The 21,946-nt window shown below is 45.5% G+C and carries 9 protein-coding genes; 4 read left to right on the forward strand and 5 right to left on the reverse strand.

The window, feature by feature from the left end; translation table 11 throughout:
- The first annotated feature begins 297 nt into the window (after positions 1-297).
- Positions 298-2,709 carry an ATP-binding protein gene (locus ACBR23_RS10105; protein WP_371119436.1) on the forward strand — a complete coding sequence of 804 codons (2,412 nt, stop codon included), beginning with the start codon at positions 298-300 and terminating at the stop codon, positions 2,707-2,709.
- A gap of 232 nt (positions 2,710-2,941) precedes the next feature.
- The gene (locus ACBR23_RS10110; protein WP_371115525.1) at positions 2,942-3,676 is read left to right on the forward strand and encodes an HAD family hydrolase; all 735 of its coding nucleotides are present in this window, start codon (positions 2,942-2,944) and stop codon (positions 3,674-3,676) included.
- A gap of 119 nt (positions 3,677-3,795) precedes the next feature.
- Here ACBR23_RS10110 and ACBR23_RS10115 read toward each other — a convergent pair whose 3' ends face one another.
- A complete protein-coding gene (locus ACBR23_RS10115) occupies positions 3,796-10,563 on the reverse strand; it encodes a translocation/assembly module TamB domain-containing protein (protein WP_371119437.1) in 6,768 nt (2,255 codons plus the stop codon).
- Between the two features lie 276 nt (positions 10,564-10,839).
- Between ACBR23_RS10115 and ACBR23_RS10120 the strand changes: the two genes are divergently transcribed.
- Both ACBR23_RS10120 and murQ read left to right on the forward strand, forming a co-directional pair.
- Positions 10,840-11,208 carry a DUF3110 domain-containing protein gene (locus tag ACBR23_RS10120; protein ID WP_371119428.1) on the forward strand — a complete coding sequence of 123 codons (369 nt, stop codon included), beginning with the start codon at positions 10,840-10,842 and terminating at the stop codon, positions 11,206-11,208.
- A 19-nt stretch (positions 11,209-11,227) separates the two neighbouring features.
- A complete protein-coding gene (gene murQ, locus ACBR23_RS10125; protein ID WP_371119429.1) occupies positions 11,228-12,142 on the forward strand; it encodes an N-acetylmuramic acid 6-phosphate etherase in 915 nt (304 codons plus the stop codon).
- Positions 12,143-12,356: 214 nt separating this feature from the next.
- On the opposite strand, the gene ACBR23_RS10130 is transcribed toward murQ, so the two are convergent.
- From ACBR23_RS10130 to ACBR23_RS10145, 4 genes are all read right to left on the reverse strand, one after another.
- The gene (locus ACBR23_RS10130) at positions 12,357-18,350 is read right to left on the reverse strand and encodes an AAA family ATPase (protein WP_371119430.1); all 5,994 of its coding nucleotides are present in this window, start codon (positions 18,348-18,350) and stop codon (positions 12,357-12,359) included.
- A 549-nt stretch (positions 18,351-18,899) separates the two neighbouring features.
- Positions 18,900-20,228, reverse strand: coding sequence for a CAP domain-containing protein (locus ACBR23_RS10135; RefSeq protein ID WP_371119431.1), 1,329 nt, complete (start codon positions 20,226-20,228; stop codon positions 18,900-18,902).
- 367 nt (positions 20,229-20,595) lie between these two features.
- Entirely contained in the window at positions 20,596-21,249 is a 654-nt protein-coding gene (nblB, locus tag ACBR23_RS10140; RefSeq protein WP_371115531.1) for a phycobilisome degradation protein NblB, read from the reverse strand.
- Between the two features lie 161 nt (positions 21,250-21,410).
- Positions 21,411-21,911 (reverse strand): CBS domain-containing protein, encoded by a 501-nt coding sequence (locus ACBR23_RS10145; protein ID WP_371125643.1) that lies wholly within the window; start codon positions 21,909-21,911, stop codon positions 21,411-21,413.
- Positions 21,912-21,946 lie beyond the last annotated feature (35 nt).

Raw genomic sequence — 21,946 nt, forward strand, 5'->3', positions numbered from 1 at the left:
AGTCAGATATTTTCCTTTGCAACGAGTTCTTACCCCATCGCTCAAGTAAATAAATCTCAGCCCACTAATGAAAACTCTCCAGATGGGTTTGACTTACAGCAATACACAGACCAACTAATTTTGAATCGCTACGCCCCAACAGGTGTGGTTGTCAACGAGCAGATGAACATTCTGCAAGTGCGGGGAGATACCAATGCTTACTTGAGACTGACACCAGGGATTCCCAGCTTAAACTTGCTGACAATGGCAAGGGAAGACTTAGCCATCGAACTTCGTACTGCAATGTATCAGGCACTGATGCAGAACGTAGTTGTGAGAAAAGAAGGGATAAATTTGGTTGTGGGCGAGCGATCGAACTTCGTCAATTTTGAGGTGATTCCCTTCCACCCGGATCGGGCCCAATCACGCTACTTTTTGGTTCTATTTGAAGAAGCTTTACTTACTGCGGTCAACCTCAGTACCGTCAATTCTGAGAGCTTGCATCCTGCTGATTTACAGCGCGAGATTCTGGAACTGAGACAGGCACTTGCCACCGCGAATGAAGACAAAAATGTGGCTCAAGCGCATCTCCAATCGGTAATTCAGCAGCAGGAAAGTCTCAACCAAGACATCAAAGTTGCCAACGAAGAAATCCTATCCAGCAACGAGGAACTGCAAAGCACCAACGAGGAACTAGAAACTGCCAAAGAAGAGATTCAAGCCACCAACGAGGAACTGATCACCACTAACGAGGAACTTCGCAGTCGAAATATTGAACAACATCATATCAGTAACGACTTGATAAATTTGCTGGGGAGTATCAATATTCCGATTTTAATGGTGGAAAACGATTTAAAAATTAGACGCTTTACGCCGATGGCACAGCAACTTTTTAATCTGATTCCTACCGATATTGGGCGGCCTTTTAGCGATATTCGTTCCCATCTTGATGTTCCAGATTTGTCAGGGCTAATTTTGGAGGTGATTGAGACTCTCCAGACGAAGGAACAAGAAGTTCAAACTCTAGCGGGATATTGGTACATCCTCCGCATTCGTCCTTATCGGACTACGGAAAACCGCATTGATGGTGTGGTAATGGTTTGGATCGATATTGATGCTATGAAACGCAGTACCAAAACCTTAGAGTTAGCCCGAAATTATGCTGAAACCATCGTCGAAACTGTTCCCACACCTTTAGTGGTGCTGGATGCTGATTTATGTGTGAATACAGCCAATCGATGTTTCTATGAAACGTTTCAGGTTTCATTCCCAGAAACATCGCAGATTTCGCTGTTTCAATTGGGAAATGGGCAATGGAATATTCCGCAACTGCGATCGATATTGGCAGATATTCTGGTGAGTGATGTTGAGCTTCACAACTTTGAGTTAGAGCACGTATTTGAGCAGATTGGCCAGAAAACTATGTTGCTGAATGCTTCTAAACTGCAACGAGAAGACCAAGGTATGATGATTTTGTTGTCGATCGAGGATATCACAAGTCGCAAGCAGTTTGAGAAAGAGCGATCGCAACTATTGATGCAGGAGCAGTTAGCCCGTCAACAAGCAGAAAACAGCAACCGTGCTAAAGATGAATTTCTGGCGAATCTCTCCCACGAACTTCGTAACCCCCTGACTCCCATCCTGGGATGGGCAAAATTGCTGCGCTCTGGCAAACTTAATGAAGCAGCCGTGACTCGCGCCCTAGAGGTGATTGAGCGGAGTGCGATCGCCCAAACTCAGTTAATTGAAGATATTCTAGATATTTCCCGGATTACCAGTGGTAAACTGCATCTGGATACCAGTCCGATGGATCTGCTGGTAGTGGTGCAAAGTGCGATCGACGGGGTGCAATTATCAGCGGATGCCAAAAACATTGAAATGTTTGCCGAGTTGAGTTCTGCGACTGTTTTAGGGGATGCTGACAGATTGCAACAAGTGCTGTGGAATGTGCTATCTAACTCGATTAAGTTTACCCCCTCCGGTGGACGAGTGGAAATTGTCTTAGAGGCGATCGACAGTCACGCTCAAATTCGAGTCAGGGACACGGGAAAAGGCATTAAACCAGACTTTTTACCCTATATTTTCGATCGTTTCCATCAAGGCGATTCCAGCACTACCAAGGCTAATCAAGGGCTAGGATTAGGATTGTCCATCGTGCGTCATTTAGTCGAACTTCATGGTGGTACAGTGGGAGCCGAAAGTCTGGGTGAGGGACAAGGAACTACGATGACTGTGAGGTTGCCGCTAGTTTCAATTACCCAGGAATTAACACCGCCGAGTGATGTAGAACCGCCTGTATTTACACTACCTTTAAGCACTTCCAAAGATGGGGGACGGGGCCTTGAAGGTTTGCAGATTTTAAGCGTAGATGATGATATGGATACCCGCGAGTTATTGCAATTTGTCCTGGAAGACTACGGCGCCCAGGTGCTGACGGTGGGCTCTGCAAAAGAGGCGATCGCAGCTTTGACGGAAAACCTTGACAAATATGACATCCTGATATCTGATATTGGAATGCCAGAGGAAGATGGGTATTCCTTGATGCAACAAGTTCGTTCTCTTGATGCCAAAGCTGGAAACATTCCAGCCATTGCGCTGACTGCTTATGCTAGCGACAAGGAGGTACAAAGGGCGATCGATGCAGGTTTTAACAAGCATATTGCTAAACCTGTTAAGCCTGCTCAATTAGCATTAATCATTGCGGATTTAATCGCTAAAAAGAATGTTTGATTGTAACTTATTATCTGGTTTTATTATCTGGTTCCCAGGCTCTGCCTGGGAACTGATGTCGAGAGGCTCTGCCTCCCGTGGCTAAAGGTAATGATTTAACCACAGAGAACGCAGAGAACGCAGAGAGCGCAGAGGAAGAGAAGAGAGGGATAAATAATTCCGATACTAATTGCGAAAAACATCGAAAGATGAGAAAATAGAAAAAAATATAAAAATTAAGGAGTTTTGATTCTTGGTAACTATTAAATGTCGGGGTATTACTTTCTCTAATATTCAAGCCATTATCTTTGACAAAGATGGCACTCTAGAGGATTCTCAAGAATTTTTGAGACATTTAGGGCTGAAGCGATCGCGCTTGGTAGATGCCCAAATTCCCGGCGTTGGAGAGCCATTGCAAATGGCTTTCGGCATCGAAGCTGGTAAAATCGACCCCACGGGCTTGATGGCAGTGGGTAGCCGCCGGGAAAACGAAATTGTAGCTGCGGGATATATTGCCGAAACTGGCAGAGGATGGATAGAATCTTTAGCGATTGCCCAACGTGCTTTTGATGAAGCCGACGCAATGTTAAAAAATAGTCCGCCTTCTCCCTTATTTGTGGGCAGTTTAGAAGTTTTGAAATCTCTCTCAGATGCGGGTTTGAAACTGGGAATTCTTTCGGCTGCTACGACTCAAGCCGTGAAAAACTTTGTGAAAAGTTCCGAATTAGGCGCATACATTCAGTTAGAAATGGGTGTGGATTCTGTGCATCTCAATAAACCAGACCCTAAATTATTTTTGTTAGCTTGTGAGAGACTGGGAGTAGAACCCGCAGCAACTTTGATGGTGGGAGATTCAGCGGGAGATATTCTGATGGGTAAAAATGCTGGTGCGGCGGGCTGTATTGGGATTTGTTGGGGAAATGCCCAGGTTAGTCATTTGGAAAAGGCTGATGTGGCGATCGCATCTTTGGATGAAATTACAATTTAGTTATTTGTTATTGGTTATTGGTTAGTTGTTGTTGGTTATATCCAATCCGGTAGCATCGTCCTGCATTCATCTCTCTTATCTCCCTCTTTATCCTCTGTGTTCTCTGCGGTGAAATCATTTTAAAATCTTAATTCATACTCCACAGTTGCTCGATTATCTCCTTGAAAATCCGTAGAACCGCGTAGCAAAACTTCGTCACTCAAACGATAGCGCAAATTGAATTCTGTTGGTTGATTAGCAGACAACACCCGGATGATAGTAGCCGAAAGATTGCGGGTAATATCGCCTCCAATTTCCAATCCGACACCGAGGGAACCGGCACTACCATTTGTGGAACCCGCACTAGCCGTGCGCCCTTCTCCGCTACCAATCCTAGTGGGAAATAGCCGGAATTCCGTTAATCCCGTGGCATTTGTAATTACAGATTGAATGTTGCCAAATAAGCCAGCACCTGCTAAATTGGCGATCGCCAGGGTACTATCTCCCCTACCTAAAGTTTGGATAAAACTGCCACCTAACAGTGCGACAATTTCTATTTGCGATCGATTCGGAGAACTTCTCAACTCCAAACTATCCACCAACTGAGAAGCTTTTCCCCTTACCAAGGCTTGAACTCGTACACTCCGCACATTCCCAAACAGATTCGGTTCGTCTGCTATTTCCGATGCGACAGAATTTCCCGGAGTCCGAAATCTGGTTACTTCCTGTACCGAAGTTGCTAATCTCACATCCAGGGTGGGGTCTAATCCTTGGGATGGTATAAAAGTAGCAGTTTGGGGATATCCTCGATCGAGCCTAAACTGGGTTGTAAACAAATTCACAGCACCGTTTGTCAATCTAATTGTACCCTCTGGGCGCAGATCGTCAAGAGTACCGTTGACAGTCAAACCCCCAGTCGCCCCAAAACTCAATAGGGGCGCGCTTTTAACTTGAATTCCACGCCCCAAGTTTAACCGCAAATCATTTAAACGGACTTCAAAGGAAGGAGAAGAGGAAGTCGCAGTTGGAGTCACAACCGCAGGAGAAACCTCAACCGCAGCAGAAGGAGTTTTAGGGGAAGCAGCAGCAGCAGAGACTAACTTTGTCGCACCACCTGCACTGGATAAAAATACCTCGCCCTCATACAGTTCAATTTTGCCACTCAACTGCGGCCGCAAAGCCGTGCCGATCGCCTGCACTTGACCAATTACCTTGCCACGGTACAATCCTTTAAGGTCCAAACCCAACTTATCTAAATTTACAGCTAGGGGACTCGCCCCATCCACATCACCCTCAACAAAAGGTACTGACAGCGGAATCACACCTTGGGCGACAATTTCTCCCTGCGACCACTGTCCCCGAATTCCCTCTACCCGAATGCGATCGCCCTCAAAGCGCACCGCCCCAGTCAGCCCTGTGAGCGGTTCTGGGAAGGCTTTGGCGCGGACGGTTGCATTTTCAAAATTTGCAATTCCTTGAGCTACAGGGCGTTCCAGGGTTCCTCCCACGCGAATTTGCACCTGTCCCTTGCCACTAACCCAAGTAAGTTGGGGAGTCAAGACATTAATAATGGCCAATCCTTCATTTTGCAAATTGGCCCGCAAATCGATTTGATTGCTATCAGGTTTGACAGTGGCAAAAGGCAACTCAAAGGGTAAACTTCCCTGAACTTCAATCGGTTCGGTTTGAGTCACCAAAGCGCTGCCCCCAAAATTCAGACGGGCGTTGCTGTAACTGAAACTGCCATCGGCTTTTTTAATTGGTTCTCTGTTGAGAGTACCGTCTTGCAAACTCAATTCTCCGGCTAGTTGCGGATTGGCTAAAGTGCCGGCCAAGTTTGCCCGCAGATTCAAATTGCCCGTGACATCGACAAAGGGCAATTCCACCAGTTTTGCTAACTCTTCGACTGGTAAATTTTCCACCCGCAACTGCCCGGATTGAGCTTTTTGGCCTAGTTGTCCAGAAAAGCCGATCGCACTTTTGCCCGATCGAATTTCCAGAGGTAAGATAGTTAGAATCCCGTCCTGGAAACCTCCCTCAATGCTGAATTGTTGGGCGACATATTTACCCCAGCGCCAGTTATCACCTTTGACATTAAATTTAGCTTGAATTCCGGTTTGCAAAGAACCGGCTACGGCAATTTCTCCACCAAAAGTGCCTTGCAATTGATCCAAGGGAGGCAAGGGTTCCGATGCTGTGACTGCTTGCTGCTGTTTGAGAATTTCTTCAATTTCTACCAAGCGCTGCAACTGTTCGATTAAAGGGGCTTCGGGGACTCCCACTGCTACGGTTTGGACATCGGCGGCCCTACCGTAAACGGGAGGTTTTAAACCTCTGGCTAAATCGCCTAAATTGAAATATTCCCCGGCGGCTAAAACTTGTTGCAGATTTCCCTGCTGGATGTTAACTTTCCCGGCAAATTCTGGGTTAGCGCCTGCTTTAATATTGCCAGAAATTAAGTATTGACCGCTGCCTTGGCGGAAAACGCCGTTGTTGAGAGTGGCGCTACCGTTAGCGTAACTAAATTCGGCTTGGAAACTGTCACCTTTAATATAGCCGATCGCTGGTTGGGCGATCGCGATTTGTCCGGTTGCTTGCAAAGTCGCCGGATTCAACGGCATTTTCCAACCGGGCACATTCACTTGTCCCGAAACCGTACCAGTTATCGGCCCTAAACCAGCATCTTTACCGGGCGAAAGATTCAAAGCTGCGAGAGGGAAATCGCTTAAATTGACTCGCAAAGTTTCGCCCTCAGTTTGGCCGCTAGCCACCGATTCCCCGCGTTTGACTAAGAAAGATGTCGGTAGGAAAGATGGATTTAAGGCTACTTCGATTTTGTCGCTGGCGCCGGCTAGACGCAAATCTACACTTTTGCCCGAACTTGCATTCACAGTACCCGCCAGTAGGGGGTCAAAAGCTACCTGATTTACGACTAAATTTCGCACCGCCACATCGCCAACTAAGCTGAGGGCGCTGAGAGTACCGGTGAGGCGGCCGACAAAATCGACGTTGCCGCCCAAGGCTGAATTATTCTCTGAAGACTTTTTGAGACCCATGGGTCTCAAAATTGCCTGGGCTGAATTATTCTCTGAAGACTTTTTGAGACCCATGGGTCTCAAAATTGCTAGTTGTTCTGTCGGTAAGGCTTCCAGGTTAAAGTTGGAGAGTTTGACATTCAAATCTAGATTAGAAATTGAAGGCAATCCTTTACCTGCAAGTTCGACGTTAACAATGCCATTGGCTGTCAAACCGGGAGTTGTAGCGTTCTCAATTTCCACCCGTTTGCCATCCCAATTAAATATAGCCTCAAGAGGTTGTTTGAGAAATGGCAATTCCGAGATGCGAAAACTGCCACCCGCGCGAACATTTTGGGGGGAAGCCGCGATCGGACCTGATAAATTTAGATTACCGTTAAATAGTCCTCGGAGTAGGGGCAGATTTTGGGCTTGGGAGACTAAACCTGGGGATTGCAAGTTTTGGCGCTGGGCTTCCAAGGCTTTCTGGAAGCGACTTAGAGCAATTTGTCCACCGTTAATTGAGGCGCGCCAATTCCCCGATTCGGCTTGGGCTTTGGCATTGACAGTACCTCCACCGTTGGCAAGTCGAATTTGTCCTTCGCCCTGGGCGGTGATGCCGTTGGCGGTTAAGTTATCTACTGTTCCCAAAAGGCGGACTTTGCCGTCGAGATTGCCATCAATTTCTGGTGGTAAATCTGCTGTCAGTAAACCGGTTTGTTTGAGGGTTTGCTGGAGATTGGCTAGGGCGATGTCGTTGGTTTCGAGGAATGCTTGCCAGTTGCCGTTTTCTAATTGGGCTGTAGTGTCTATCGCCCCAAGTCCATTTGCCAAAATCCGCGTTTCTCCCCTAGCACTAATTCCCTTTGCTGTCAAGTTATCTAAACTGCCGGCGGCTTGGAGTTGGCCGTTAATTCTGCCGTCAATCGATTTTAGATTTTGGATTTTGGATTTTAGATTGTTGAGGTTGGAGGTTGGCTGATTGTCTGTCTTAGCTGAAGCGACATCGAAAAAGGATATTCCCAAATCTACTAGCTGACTGAGAATAGGGCGATCGAGATTAGCAACAGCTTGCCACCTTCCACCATCTAATTTTCCCTTAAAATCAACCGTACCGTCAGCAATATTTAATTTGCCACTGCTGTTGACGGTGATATCGGCGATGGTTGATTTGTCAAGACTTCCACTGGCTTTAATTTGATTGGATATTTGTCCGTCTAACGATTTTAGATTTTGGATTTTGGATTTGAGATTGTTGAGATTGGCAATTTGCTGATTGTCTGTAATAAATGTTGAAGCTATATCGAAAAATGGTAATCCCAAATCTACCAGACTACTGATCGAAGTGCGATCGGTTTCGGCGATGCCCTGCCAATTTCCGGCTACCAATTCTCCTTGGAAATTCACATTACCTGCGCCAAGATTCAGTTTTCCACTGCCTCCTATATTAATGTCATTCGCAGTCAAATCGTCAAGATTTCCCTGGAATTGAAACTGACTGGATAGTTGTCCGTCAATCGATTTTAGATTTTGGATTTTGGATTTTAGATTGTTGATATTGGCGGTTTGCTGATTTTCGGGATTCAGCGCTAAAGCTATATCTAACAGTGGCAATCCCAAATCTACTAAGCTACTGACAGAAGTGCGATCGGTTTCGGCGATTCCTTGCCATTTTCCGTCTACCAATTCTCCTTTGAGATTGATATTACTGTCGGCAATATTCAGTTTGCCATTACCTCCAATATTAATGCCCTTCGCGGTCAAATTGTCAAGACTTCCAGCAGCTTTAAATTCCCCGGCTAACTGCCCATCTAACGATTTTAGATTTTGGATTTTGGATTTTAGATTGTTGAGATTTTCGGTGTTTGAAGTGTTAGGATTTCCCAGTGCTAGAAATGGTAAGCCAATATCGAGTAAGGGATTCAGAGCAACTTTTTCAGTCTTACCAAAAGCTTGCCAGCGGCCCGATGCTAGTTCACCATTAACATTCACAATACTGTCAGCAATATTTAACTGTCCTTTGCCGATCGCATTTATCCCCTTTAAACTCAAATCGTCCAGAGTCCCCGCAGCTTCGGCAGTTCCGCTGAACAAACCTGCTAATTCAGGTGGTAAAGAAAGTCCAGGTACAACTTGCTGTAAACTATTGAGGTTAATGCGATCGCCTTTAATTAAAGCTTGCCATTGACGGCCGACGATGGCTGCATTCACATTCACAGTAGCCTCGCCAATTTTTATAACAGTATTTGGCAAATCCACCGCATTTCCGCCGGCGCGAACTTCGCCACTAGCCGGAAAGTTGCCCTGGGGTGCTTGCCATTGTACCCTAGCTTGAATGTTGTTTAAAGGGCCAAAAATTTGACTTTTAGCTGAGACGCTCCCAAGTTTAACTGTAGCAGGAATTGGGAGACTGTAAATTTGGGCGATCGCGTCGGCGGGCAGGTTTTCGGCTTGCAAATCAAACACCAAACCCGATGGTGAATTGTTATTTGCCAAGGCGATATCAATTTGACCTTTACCGCCAATCTTACCACCAACAGCAGGCTCCACCAGAATATCGCTCAAAGTCAAAGCTAAGGATGAAAGTGGGGGAACTGAAGAGAGAGAATTGGGAGTTGGGGCTGGGGCTGTTCTACCTCGTTCTAGTTTAAAGTTGGTGCTAATATTTTTGAATTGTAGGCGATCAACTATAGCTGGTTTGGTGGATGCGATCGCACCTACCATAACTGGCTGCGAAACAGTCCCACTCAATTTAGCATCTAGCTTGACTTCTCCCGCAGCCACCAAGGGCAATACTACTTTTTGGCCTAATTCTTGTTCTAGGGTACTGATAATGTTTGTCGCTGTCACTGGTGGCACATTTGCTACCAGATCGAACTTAGATTGCTCCAGATTGAAATTAGCTCCCGTTGCCACTGTCCCTGCTACTTTTAGAGGTATCAAACCGTAATTAGCAGTCAGACTATCAACTATAATATTAGTCCCATTAAACCGCAATTGACCGCTACTATTTAAAATGGGCTGTCTCAGCGGTTTCATGGCTAAATCAACTCCTTGAAAATCCGAAGTTCCGGTAATGCCAAATACTTTGTTGTCTCGTAATTGTACAGTTAAATTACCATTGGCTAGACCTCTACCTAAATACACATCAGGAATTCTTAGCAACTGGACTAGGTAAGACAAAGGCAATTTTTGACCTTGCATCTGTATGTTAGTCTGAGCTGTTGTCAACAAAGAATCAGCCTTAATAATAAAATTGTCACTATTGGTAAAATTACCATTTAATTCATAAATAACTCGCTGGTTTTGCTGCGAAAATTGAGCGCTACCTGTTTTAAGAATTACAGAAATGGGCAGAGGTTTTTTTAATCCCCTTGGTGGAGCAGGAGCCAAGACTGCACCGACATTTTCAACTCTAATTGCACCAATTTCGGTTTTAAATAAACTGGGAGATTTCGGCTTGTCGATAGTGGGAATATTAACCCAAACTCCTCGTTCGTCCTGTTCGATATAAGCGTTGGGGTTGACTAAGGTAATATCTAACTTGAGAGTGCGGTCCAACAACAGTTGCCAGAGTGAAAATTGTACTTCAACTGCTTCTGTAGAGGCATAATCGGGATCGGTAGCAGTTGCAGGTAGGCTCGATCGACCAAATCGCAAACTTGTGGGAGAAAATCTCTCCAAACGTCCAATGTGCACCGGGCGTTTCACTAGCTTAGTAACTTCAGTTTCCACCACAGGAGCTAACTTTTCGGGAATCCACCAAGCAGCAGCAGCGGCCGCCCCCACCAGGGCGACAATCCCCAATCCCGTACTGCTAAGCAGTAGAGGACGCCACCAGCGAACAGTGCGAGGGGGTGCGTGTTGATTTTTGTCATCGGGAGAGTTAGTCATAGTTGTCTCTGAGAGATTCGGAGAATTCAGGAATTGACACTCCCCGATGCTAATGCTATCGCATACAGCGCTGGCTTTCAGCAGCCTAAAAGATATCCATCTCATCAGCAAGTAAGTCGCCAACCACAGGGATGGTGAAAGCACTGCCCCATTCTGGGCCATATTCAACATTCTACAGTGCCACTTTCTCGCGGGAGTAAGTCAAAAATCAAAAATCAAAAATCGACCGATCGATCCTAAGATAAAAAAACGCTGGTTAGGAAAGTTTGTAAACTTATGCGAGTGTTCGTCTTACTCTTCAATGCCCGCACGGAGAATGAAGGAATTCATACCATTCAACTCGGCGATCGCAATAAGGTTCTCATGTTTGAGTCAGAAGACGACGCCATCCGCTTTGGCGTGATGTTGGAAGCTCAGGATTTTCCCGAACCTACTGTCGAGGCGATCGACGAGGAAGAAATTAAGGAGTTCTGCGATAGTGTCGATTATGACTGGGAACTGGTGCCGGCAGGGGCGCTGGAAATTCCGCCCGAAAACAATGTAGCACAGACAGAGTGGAGCTCTCAGCCCCAACCAAAGCCTGATACTGATGTCTCCCAAAGCGAACTAGACTCTATTCGCCGCCGACTCGAAGGACTTTTGTAATATTCACACTTGACAAAAAATGAAGAATTTGGAAGAACGGGGGCATCTGCTGACGGAACAGGTGAATGCCAACAGTGAGAATTTAGATCGGCTAAGTTCGATCGAATTGGTGGACTTGTTCAACCGGGAAGACGCTCAAACCTTAAAGGCGATTGCTCAAGCCCGCGAGCATTTAGCCCAAACCATTGACATGGCTGCTGAGTGTCTGCGTCAAGGAGGCCGCCTGTTTTACGTCGGTGCGGGTACTTCTGGGCGTTTGGGGGTACTGGACGCGGCTGAGTGTCCGCCCACCTTCTGCACGCCACCAGAGCTGGTACAGGGGATTATTGCTGGGGGTGCCGGAGCTCTGGTGCGGAGTTCCGAGGATTTGGAGGATCGGGCTCAAGATGGGGCTGAGGCGATCGCCCACCGTCAGATTACCAATCTAGATGTCGTGATCGGGATTACTGCTGGGGGGACAACGCCCTTTGTGGCTGGTGCTTTGCAGGCGGCCCGCCAGCGGGGTGCAAAGACTGTGTTTATCGCCTGTGTACCTGTCGAACAAGTGAGTTTTGAGGCTGATGTGAATATTCGCTTGTTGGTTGGCCCGGAAGTCGTGGCTGGTTCGACGCGCTTAAAAGCGGGTACGGTGACAAAAATGGCTTTGAATATTATTTCAACTGGGGTAATGGTCAAGCTGGGTAAGATTTATGGCAATCGCATGGTTGATGTGGCGGTGACGAATCAGAAGTTACGCGATCGGGCTGTGCGGATGCTACAGGATTTGACTGATTTGAAGCGGGATGAAGCCAGTTTTTTGCTCGACAAAAGTGGTAAGTCTGTGAAGTTGGCTTTGATGATGCACTGGACTAATTTGGAAAAGGAAGAGTGCGATCGCATTTTGGGTGAATTTCAAGGGAATTTGCGATCGGCTGTAGCGTCAATTAGTCATTAGTCAGTTGTTAGTAGTCATTAGTCATATCAAATCCGGTAGCATCGGAATTATTAGTAGCCGATTAAGGTTCATTCCACAGTCCGACAGGGGTTGAAACCCCTGTCTAATAGCTAAAGTCCTCTCAAAGAGGACTGATGATGATGAGTTCTTGAGTCCTCTTTGAGAGGACTTGCGCTTTGAGGCAGGGGTTTCAACCCTTGCCGGACTATGGGTTTTACCTTAAGTTGACACCAATGGGCCAAGCCGTGTCCTCTATAAATATCGGGAGCGCGATCGCAAATTCGGTACCCTTGCCCGGTGCTGAATTAACTGAAATCGTGCCGCCATGTTTCTCGGTGACAATCTGATAAGCGATCGCCAAACCCAACCCCGTACCTTTTCCGACTTCTTTCGTAGTAAATAAATGGTCAAAAACCTTTGCTTTGACTTCTTCATTCATACCCTTACCGTTATCTGCGATCGCAATTTTAACCCTATTATTTTCCACTGAGGTTGTAATGGTAATACAGTTAGGCTTGGCTTGAATTTCCGCAAAACTACGTCCATGATTAGATTCATCCAAAGCATCGATCGCATTCCCTAAAATATTCATAAACACTTGGTTTAACTGTCCGGCATAACATTCTATTTTGGCTAAATTACCATAGTCTTTAATAACTTCAATTTCTGGGCGATTCTCATTAGCTTTGAGACGATGTTTGAGGATCATAATTGTACTATTAATCCCATCGTGAATATTGCAAGCTACGGGGCGATCAGTATCCGCACGGGAGAAAGTTCGCAAACTTGTACTGATATCTCGAATTCGAGCTACTCCTTCCTTCATGGAAGCAATTAAATTAGGAAAATCTTCTCGAATATATTCAAGATCAATGGTTTCCATTTCCTCCTGAATTTCTGGGTCTAATTGTGGGTATTTTTTTTGAACCAAATCGATTAATCCAAACAAATCATTAATGTAATCTAGGGCGGGTTTAATATTGCCCCCAAGGAAACCAACAGGGTTATTAATCTCATGGGCAACCCCCGCCACCAAGTTACCCAAGGCAGACATTTTTTCACTTTGCACCATTTGTAGTTGGGTTTGCTGGAGTTGTTGAAATGCCTGTTCAATCTGTTGTGATTTTTGCCGTAGCTCTATCTCTGACTCTTGCAAGGCTTTTTGGATATACTTACGTTTAATTGCTGAAGCAATTTCATCAGCAACTGAACTTAATACCTCTAAGATTTCATCATCTAGAGTATGACGCGCAAACATTGCCATTACGCCCATAATTTGATTTTCAACAATCAGCGGATAACCAGCAAAGGCAATCATCCCTTCCCGTTTTGCCCATTCTTTATCGCCAACTCGTGGATCATTTAATACATCATTAGTTAAATGGGGGCAACATTCTTCAGCAATCAGCCCGATCTTAAATTTTCCCACGGGAACACGAGCATGGGGACCATCTAAATGAATGTATTGTCCAGCACTAGCTTGGAGTTCTAAAACATTTTCAGCAGAATTCAAAGTCCAGATGCGGGAAAAGGCAGCATCTAGATGTTGCACAATTGCTTCTGTAGTGGATTGCAGCATATCAGAGAGATTTTCATGAGTTGTTAATCCGGCATCCACATCTGCCCGAAAAGCCAATTTTTTGTTTCGCAACTGAAGTATTGTCAGCATTTGCGCTAATTCTGTTGCTTTTTCATGCTCATTGGCTTCTGAGCGTTGCAGATTTTGGTAAAGTTGGGCATTTTCTAAGGAAATAGCAGCTTGGATACAGAGGAAATTAATTACTGTCAGGCGATCGCTCGTAAATACCCCCGCAGTCATTTCATTTCTTAGGTAAAGAATGCCCGCCAAATGTCCTTGATTGAGAATTGGCAAACACAGCACACTCTTAGGATTACGTTGAATCAGATAATCATCAATAACGGGTAAATCTGTTTGTAAGTTGTCGATGACCACCACAGATTGAGTGCGTTTCACATACTGAATTAATTTGATTGGCACATCAGGATTATCGTCTAAGGGTATTGAACAAAGTTCTGTGGTTTCGAGGGTAGAAATAGCCCTCACCTGCCAAGTTTCATTTTGGGGCAGAACCAATATACACTTATTTCCTCCAGAGCTTTGGAGAATAATTTGGGTTAGTTGCTGGAGCAGTTCATCTAGTTCGATCGCACTGGAGAGAGATTGGGCGACTTGGATTACGGAGGCAAAATCTAATGAATCAAAAATGCTGGTGCTAGAAATTTTAGTGGTTGAGTTCGTAAAACTTGTGAGGGTTTCTAAGGCATTAAAATTAGATTTGGGTTGTTGTAATATCGGCTGGAGCAGTTGGGGATAAAGGGTTTCTAAATTGACAACTTTAGCTTTTGCCCCCCATTTCGTATAGCAATAATAAGCCTCTTGCATATAGCCAGCGGCAACTTTTTCTTTACCCCAATTGAGATAGAACTTGGCAGCTAGTTCATTAGCAAGGGCTTCATCTTGAATGAATTGGTTAGCTTTGGCGCTGGTAATGGCGCGATCGTAGTGTTCAATGGCATCGGTTTTGTCTCCCAGTACCCGATATTGCTCAGCGGCTATCAGTTCCCAACGATGTTGATGATTGCTCGGAGCCAAAGCTGCCCAATGCTGCAATTTTTCCTGATGCTGTTGAACTTGGAGCAGGATTGCCTGACGTTCTTCTGAAGATGCTGCTGCATACTGAGTTAATTGAATCAGTGCATCATAAAAGGAGTAGAGGGGAATCATAAACAGCCCTACACCACCATCTAGGTATTGTGCAGTTTGAACAGAGGTTTGAGCCGCTTCCCGATCTTGTCCAAAGAGATAATAGAGAATAGTTTGGTTTATATACCACATGAACAACGCAAGGCGTTGATTGTTTGCTTGTAGTTGAGGCAGAGATTGTTTCTGGTTAAAAATTTCTCCAGTGAGGAGATAAGGAACCTCAGCCTGTCCTAATAAATTCAGGGTAGTTTGTTGATAAATTTCTTGAAAATCTAGGGCACTTGCTTGTTTGTATTGCTGAATAATTTGACGATAAGCTTGCATTGTTCGGGTAAGTTCTCCTAATTCCTGCCCCGCATGGTAAGCGTAATAACAGGAAGCCATAGCAGCGTAGCAAGCCGTCTCAATATCTCCAGTTTCTAGTCCGCTGCGGTATGCCTCTTGTAGTCCCGGTAGCACTTCCGAGAGGGGGATTTTCCAATGTTTAACGAAGGTGTGAACTACGTGCCAGTTGCGGCATTTTAATGAGGCTAGATGGAGATTTTCTCGAAGGTTTAATGCCAATTCTCCAAACTTGTAACCATTTTCGATATCGCCCATGATGCCACACAGGATTAAGCCATATTCACCGTAAGCAAATACAGAGATGGGACAATTGCCCGATTGGATGGACAATTCAACTCGCTTGAACATCAGCAATGGCATTAAGTTAGGAGCTGATTGCAAGGCAGGAGGCACCAAAGCTGTCAGGATTTCCATCGCCGCCAAAAGCTGGGGATCTGTCATGGTGCGTAAGTCTAGCAAACTACTAAAGGGTTTATCTGCCCACAGCGATCGCGTTATTCCAAAAGCCTGCCTAATATCTTCTTGGGTGGGTTGTTCTGGAAATTCAATCCCCAGGGAGTGTAACACCTGCAATCCAATCTGAATTGCTTCCAGAGATTGCCCTTGGGCTTGGATTCCTAAAATCCGAGTTTGCTGAACCTTGATGTTATCTAGCAACGTTTTTGTCTGTTGCAGCACTACACTCGCCCACTGTTCCATCTGCTCAAAATCGGTGTTGAGATAGCTCGCCTCGGCAATGTCTTCATGGAGTGCTAGCGTCAGGGGATAATGGCTTTCCCAAGCATCTGCTGGTAAAAGCTTAATTCCCATTCCGAGATATTCGCTTGCCCCTGCATAGGCTGTAGCAGTTTTAGCTTTTTTTCCAGCAGTGAGATTTAATTCTGCCAAATTTTCCCGCTCTTGAAGTGATGCAATCAGAGCAATACCAACATTCAAATGATTGACAATTTCAAATAACCGTTCTTCTCTGTCACTGGTAGAGGAATCTCGTAATAGCCGCCCAATTTTGAGATGTGTTGCTTGTTTTTGGTCGTCTGGAATTAATGAATAGGCTGCTTGTTGGATGCGATCGTGCAAAAATCGATATTTTGGATTAACAGGATTCTCAATAGTCGATTTTTCTGTACCCTGAAAGAACTTGTACACCTGACTCGCGGGCAAAATCAAGCCTTCTTGCAAGGCTTTCCACAATGCTGTGGCTGCGTCAGTGGGTGATTGTTCTAAAACGATCGCCAAGGTTGTCAAATCAAACTGATTGCCAATACAAGCTGCTAGTTTTAGTACGTCCTGAGTTGCGATCGGCAACTTCTGCAATTGCAATGCCATAAACTCAACAACATCATCAGTGATCGCCAGCGCATTCACTTGAGCAATATCGCATTCCCAATAGCGATGATCGCCATTAAAGGTAATATATTTCTCTTCATACAATGCTTTGAGAAACTGGGTGGTAAAAAAGGGATTGCCGTGGGTTTTGCGATCGATTAACTCTGTCAAAGGTTGCGCCAATTCTGGTGAACAATTCAATGTATCTGCCACCAGATGATTTGTATCAGTAAAGGCTAATGGTGCAAGGGTAATTGTATTTACGATTGCTTTGTTTTTTCTGAGTTCTGCTACTGTCAAAATAAATGGGTGAGCAGACGACACTTCGTTATCTCGATAAGCACCAAGCATCAGCAAATAGCTATTACCATTCATCAATATTTTGATCAACTCTAAAGAAGCTGAATCAGCCCATTGCAAATCATCCAAAAACATTACCAAGGGATGCTTTTTTGTGGTAAATACTTCAATGAATTTTTGAAACAATAAATTAAACCGATTCTGTGCCGCACTCCCCGATAATTCTGGTACAGTCGGTTGTTGACCAATCACCTGCTCTAGTTCGGGAATTACCTCAATTAAAACTTGTCCATTGTCGCCCACAGCAGATGAAATTTGAGCTTGCCATTGCGCCAGTTCTGTATCAGATTCCGAGAGTAATTGCCCCATCAAATCCCCCCCGGCTTGCACAAATGCTGACAAGGGAACATTGCGATTAAATTGATCGAATTTGCCTTTAATAAAGTAGCCTCTTTGACGGACGATCGGCTTATGTACTTCATTCACAACTGCTGTCTTGCCGATACCAGAAAAGCCCGCTACCAGCAGCAGTTCTGTTTTGCCCTCACTGACACGGTTAAAGGCACTCAGGAGCTCGATTACTGCGGCTTCTCTGCCGTAGAGACGTTCGGGAATCAAAAAGCGATCGCAGATGTCGCGCTCTCCTAGCGTAAACCGGACATGATTTCCCTTCTCTTGATCATCGATCAGACACAGTTCCAGGTCGTGCTTGAGTCCTAATGCGCTCTGATAGCGGTTTTCAGCATTTTTTGCCATCAACTTGGCGACGATTTCAGACAGCATCGGTGGAATCGCAGGATTGAGGCTGTGGATGGATGGCGGTTGTTTTGCCAGGTGACAATGCACCAATTCCATCGGATCGCGGGACTGAAACGGCAGTTTCCCTGTCAGCAGTTGGTAGAAGCTGACACCGAGGGAGTAGAAATCGCTGCGGTAGTCGATGCCTCGGTTCATCCGCCCAGTCTGTTCGGGGGAGAGGTAAGCGAGAGTACCTTCGAGAATGTTCGGATTTTGAATTTCTGGGGTTTCGCGCGGCAGCAGTGAGGCAATGGAGAAGTCTATCAGCTTGACTTGCTGGGTGTCTGGGTTAATCAGGATGTTGGCAAGTTTGATGTCTTTGTGGATGATGCGGTTGCGGTAGAGGTGGTGCAGGATGTCGGCGATTTGCAGGGCGATCGGGTAGAATACATCGAGGCACAGGGGTTTGCCCAGCGCGAACTGGCCCAGCGAAATGCCACCAAAGTCTTCCATGACAATAGCGTAGCCGTTACGGTAGGGTTCGAGACCGTAAGATTGAATGATGCCGGGGCAGTTGAGGTTTTTGGCGATCGTGTACTGATTGCGAAACCCCACCAGTTCGCTGAAACTCGGATGCTCATTACTCAGCAGTTTGATGACAACGGGTTGTTGGTCTGCTTTTCGCACAGCCCGGTACACTAGGGTGCGGGAGCCGGAGTAGAGTTGCTCGGCGATGTCATAGTCAAAAAGGGCGATCGCGCTGTGCGTAAGCATAAAACCACTCAACCTATCTAAATAATCGGATCAATCCCCGTCGTAGGGACACTCCAAGAGCCCAAGGAGTGTCAACTTAAGCCTGAAAGCCCGCCAAGTCCGTCTGTGGGCCCGCCCTGGCGCCAGAAGTCTCAACCCCTGTCTCAAAGCTAAAGTCCTCTCTCTCTTGACTGAAGAGAAGAATGTTCAACTCATTAGTCCTCTTTTAGAGGACTTTAGCTATTAGACAGGGGTTGAGACTTCTGTCGGACTATCGGTTTTACCTGATTGTTGACACTCCTTGGGCATGGCCGTGTCATAGGTGTCAACTTTAAGCTGTCAGCCCGCCAAGTCTGCCACGGTTCCCATAGTCCGCCAGGGAATGAATTCCCTGTCTAATAGCACAAGTCCTCTAAAGAGGACTGAAGAACTCATGAGTCCTCTTGAGAGGACTTGAGCTTTGAGGCAGGGGTTTCAACCCCTGCCGGACTGCGGGTTTGACCTTAAGTTGACATCAATGAACACGCTTGAGTGTCCCTACAGCATTTCATAAACCAGGGATATGCTCTATTATCCATTAATAAAAACACTCGATGTAAGCTGACTTTGACTTACACCCTGGACAATTCCCAAATAATTGCTACCAGATTTAATCGCCGTAGAAGCAATGCTTGGACTTCCATCCAACTGCAAACTCACAGCTTCAAAAGTCAAGTTGGTAAACACAATACCGTCAGTCAAACCAATTTTATCCCCAGCCACAAAATCGACGATTACATCTGCATTTGCTAAGGTCGTGACCGCAGACAAACCACCGGCTAGAATAAAGGTATCATTGCCAGTACCGCCAGTCAGGATATCTTGACCCCGATCGCCCCCTAACAAATCATCGCCATTACCGCCAATCAAGATATCATCTTCTTTGCCACCACGGAGAGTGTCGTTACCGTCTCCTCCAATCAGGCGATCGTTATCATTGTTACCGCTGATAAAATCATTACCAACACCCCCATCAATTAAATCTGATTCTTTGCCACCGGATAAACTGTCATTACCCCCACCACCATTAATAGTATCCGCACCTTGCATTCCATTAATAGTATCTGCACCTTCTCCTCCGGTGAGATTGTCTTTCCCAGAAAGGGCAAAAATTGGCAATCCCCCAGGACTTGTCGGCAACTGAGCATCCCCACTGTCAGATAAGAAATAATTGCCACCGCTGACTGTATTTTTGGGGGCTGTCGTCGGGCTGCCATCGCCTGTAGCATTGGCGATCGGTGTGGTGATAGATGCAGATAGATTTGGGGTAGGAGTGGGAGTGGGAGTGGGAAGAGGAGTAGGAGTAGGAGTGGGAGTAGGAGTAGGAGTGGGAGTGGGAGTAGATATGGGTGTAGTGGTGCCGTCAAGAGAAGTAGCAAACACTTGCGTCCAATAGTGATTCCAATTTTCAGTACCAGTATCATTGGCTAAAAAATAGTAACCAATGCCAATTTCTTTGAGCTTAGGATCGAGAATATTAGCACGGTGGCCAGCACTGTTCATCCAGGAAGTTACAACTTGTTCCGGTGTAGAAGAACCCGCAGCAATGTTTTCCGCCGCCGCTGAGAATTTATAGCCCGTTGCAGTAATCCGACTGCCGATCGAAGAACCATCTTTTCCGGTATGAGAAAAGAAGTCTTGCAGGGCCATATTTTGGGTGTGATTTGCCGCCGCATTCAGCAACTGAGCATTGAAAGTCAGAGGTGACAAACCAAATTTAGTGCGTTCTATGTTGGTAAGTTCTAGAACTTTATCAACAAAAGATTGATTGGTTGCACTTGCAAAACGTTCAGGGGCCAAACCCCCTTCGTTTAAGATGTCTAAAGGTTGAGTGGCGGAATTATTGATTTGTTCAAACATGGTGAGTTATAAAAATTGAGATTGGCTTATCTCATATCTACAAATGCTGTACTTGCTTTCCGTATATTTTGCCTAAAAATTTTGATGTTAATCAACCGGGAATTTGAGAGATTTAAGCATCTAATTCCCGATCTTCAATTCATCTAAGTTAATCTACTGAGTCGATGTATAAATAGGATAATGGTTGGAGAAGATTCAATATAAAAGCTTAATAATTTTGGTATTTAAATTCAGTATATTTACTTAATATGACCTAATTTTGTGGTGGAACAGGCCCAAAAGCCTGTTCTTAAAAATGCAAGAAGCCAGAAGCAAAAAAAAACTTGAAATACAAATTTTCGACTTACAATGCCCTAGACCCTAGGCCCTATGCTCCTTTTGCTTCCAATGCAACTTGCTCAACTTCATCTTTGGTGAGAATTTCTAGAGCTGCTTCTGCTTCTGCACCGCCTAACCGTCGGAGAGCTTGGGCGACTCGGTAACGGATTTGCCAATCTGCGTTGGTAGCGTAGGGGAGGAGTAGGGGAATGGCTCGCGGATCTCTCAATTCTCCTAATGCACTGATCGCAATGGTTTGGATCAATTCATTGTCGGAAGCTAAGGCATTTTCTAACATGGGAAATGCTTTGGGATCTCCCATTTCTCCCAAGGCTGCGACGATGCTGAGTTGAACTAGCCACTCGGATGTCTTGTCGTAAACTTGCTGTAAATCTGCTAGAGCATCGGTTAATTTCAAAGCACCCAAAGCATCGGCTGCTGCTGCTTGGACGTCGGGTTCGGGGTCGTTGTTCAAGCTGTGAAGCAGTACCTCTAAGGCGTTGGAGAGATTCTCTGTACCGAGGGTTGACATTTGGCTGACGGCTGCGTAACGAACGCGGACGTTTTTGTCGCCGATCGCAGTTTGAATCAGTTTATAGGCGATGGCTGGTTCTAGTTGACGCAGTTGATTGACACCTCGCAGGCGATCGCCAAAATCCTCGGAATTCAGCAATTGTTCGACAGACTCAGGGTTAAGGCTCATGGGTTTTTAAATTTGGTAATTGGTAATTGGTAATTGGGAATTGGGAATTGGGAATTGGGAATTGGGAATTGGGAATTGGGAATTGGGAATTGACACAAAATCACAAACTAAAGATTTGATAAAATATTTTTTTGGTCAATGCCTATCAATATAGGAGCCAATTAAAGTTCAGCTACCATTGCTCGGACAATATCTCCCCTAGTGAGAATACCAATTACTTTGCCAGCAGTATCAAGCACGGGCAATCGGTGAATATGACGCTCATGCAGAAGTTTTGCAGCTTCTTGAATGGATTTTTCCGGTGTGATACTAACTGGATCTCGGCTCATCACTTCTCCGACGGTTTGTCCCAAAGCCTTATGAAGTTCTTGTTCGTAACGAGATGGATTTTCTAGGTAAATCACGCTGTCGAGTACCATGATGTAAGTGGGAGGAGTCGCGCCTGTTTCTTGCCACATCAAATCACTTTCGGAGATGACACCGATCAACAAATCATTGTGATCTACAACAGGAAGGCCGCTAATTCGGCGATCGGCTAAAATCTTAATCGCTTCCTTCACGGACATTTCTACTCGCGCTGTCAGGGGTTCGCGAGTCATTAAATCGGCTACTGTTTTGGGCATGATAGACCTTTCGTTTAATTGTTTCTCTCGATCGATCATATAGCTAATCTTCAATCTAAAATCTAAAATTGGTC

Source organism: Microcoleus sp. (assembly GCF_041354475.1).
Classification (GTDB): Bacteria; Cyanobacteriota; Cyanobacteriia; order Cyanobacteriales; family Microcoleaceae; genus Microcoleus.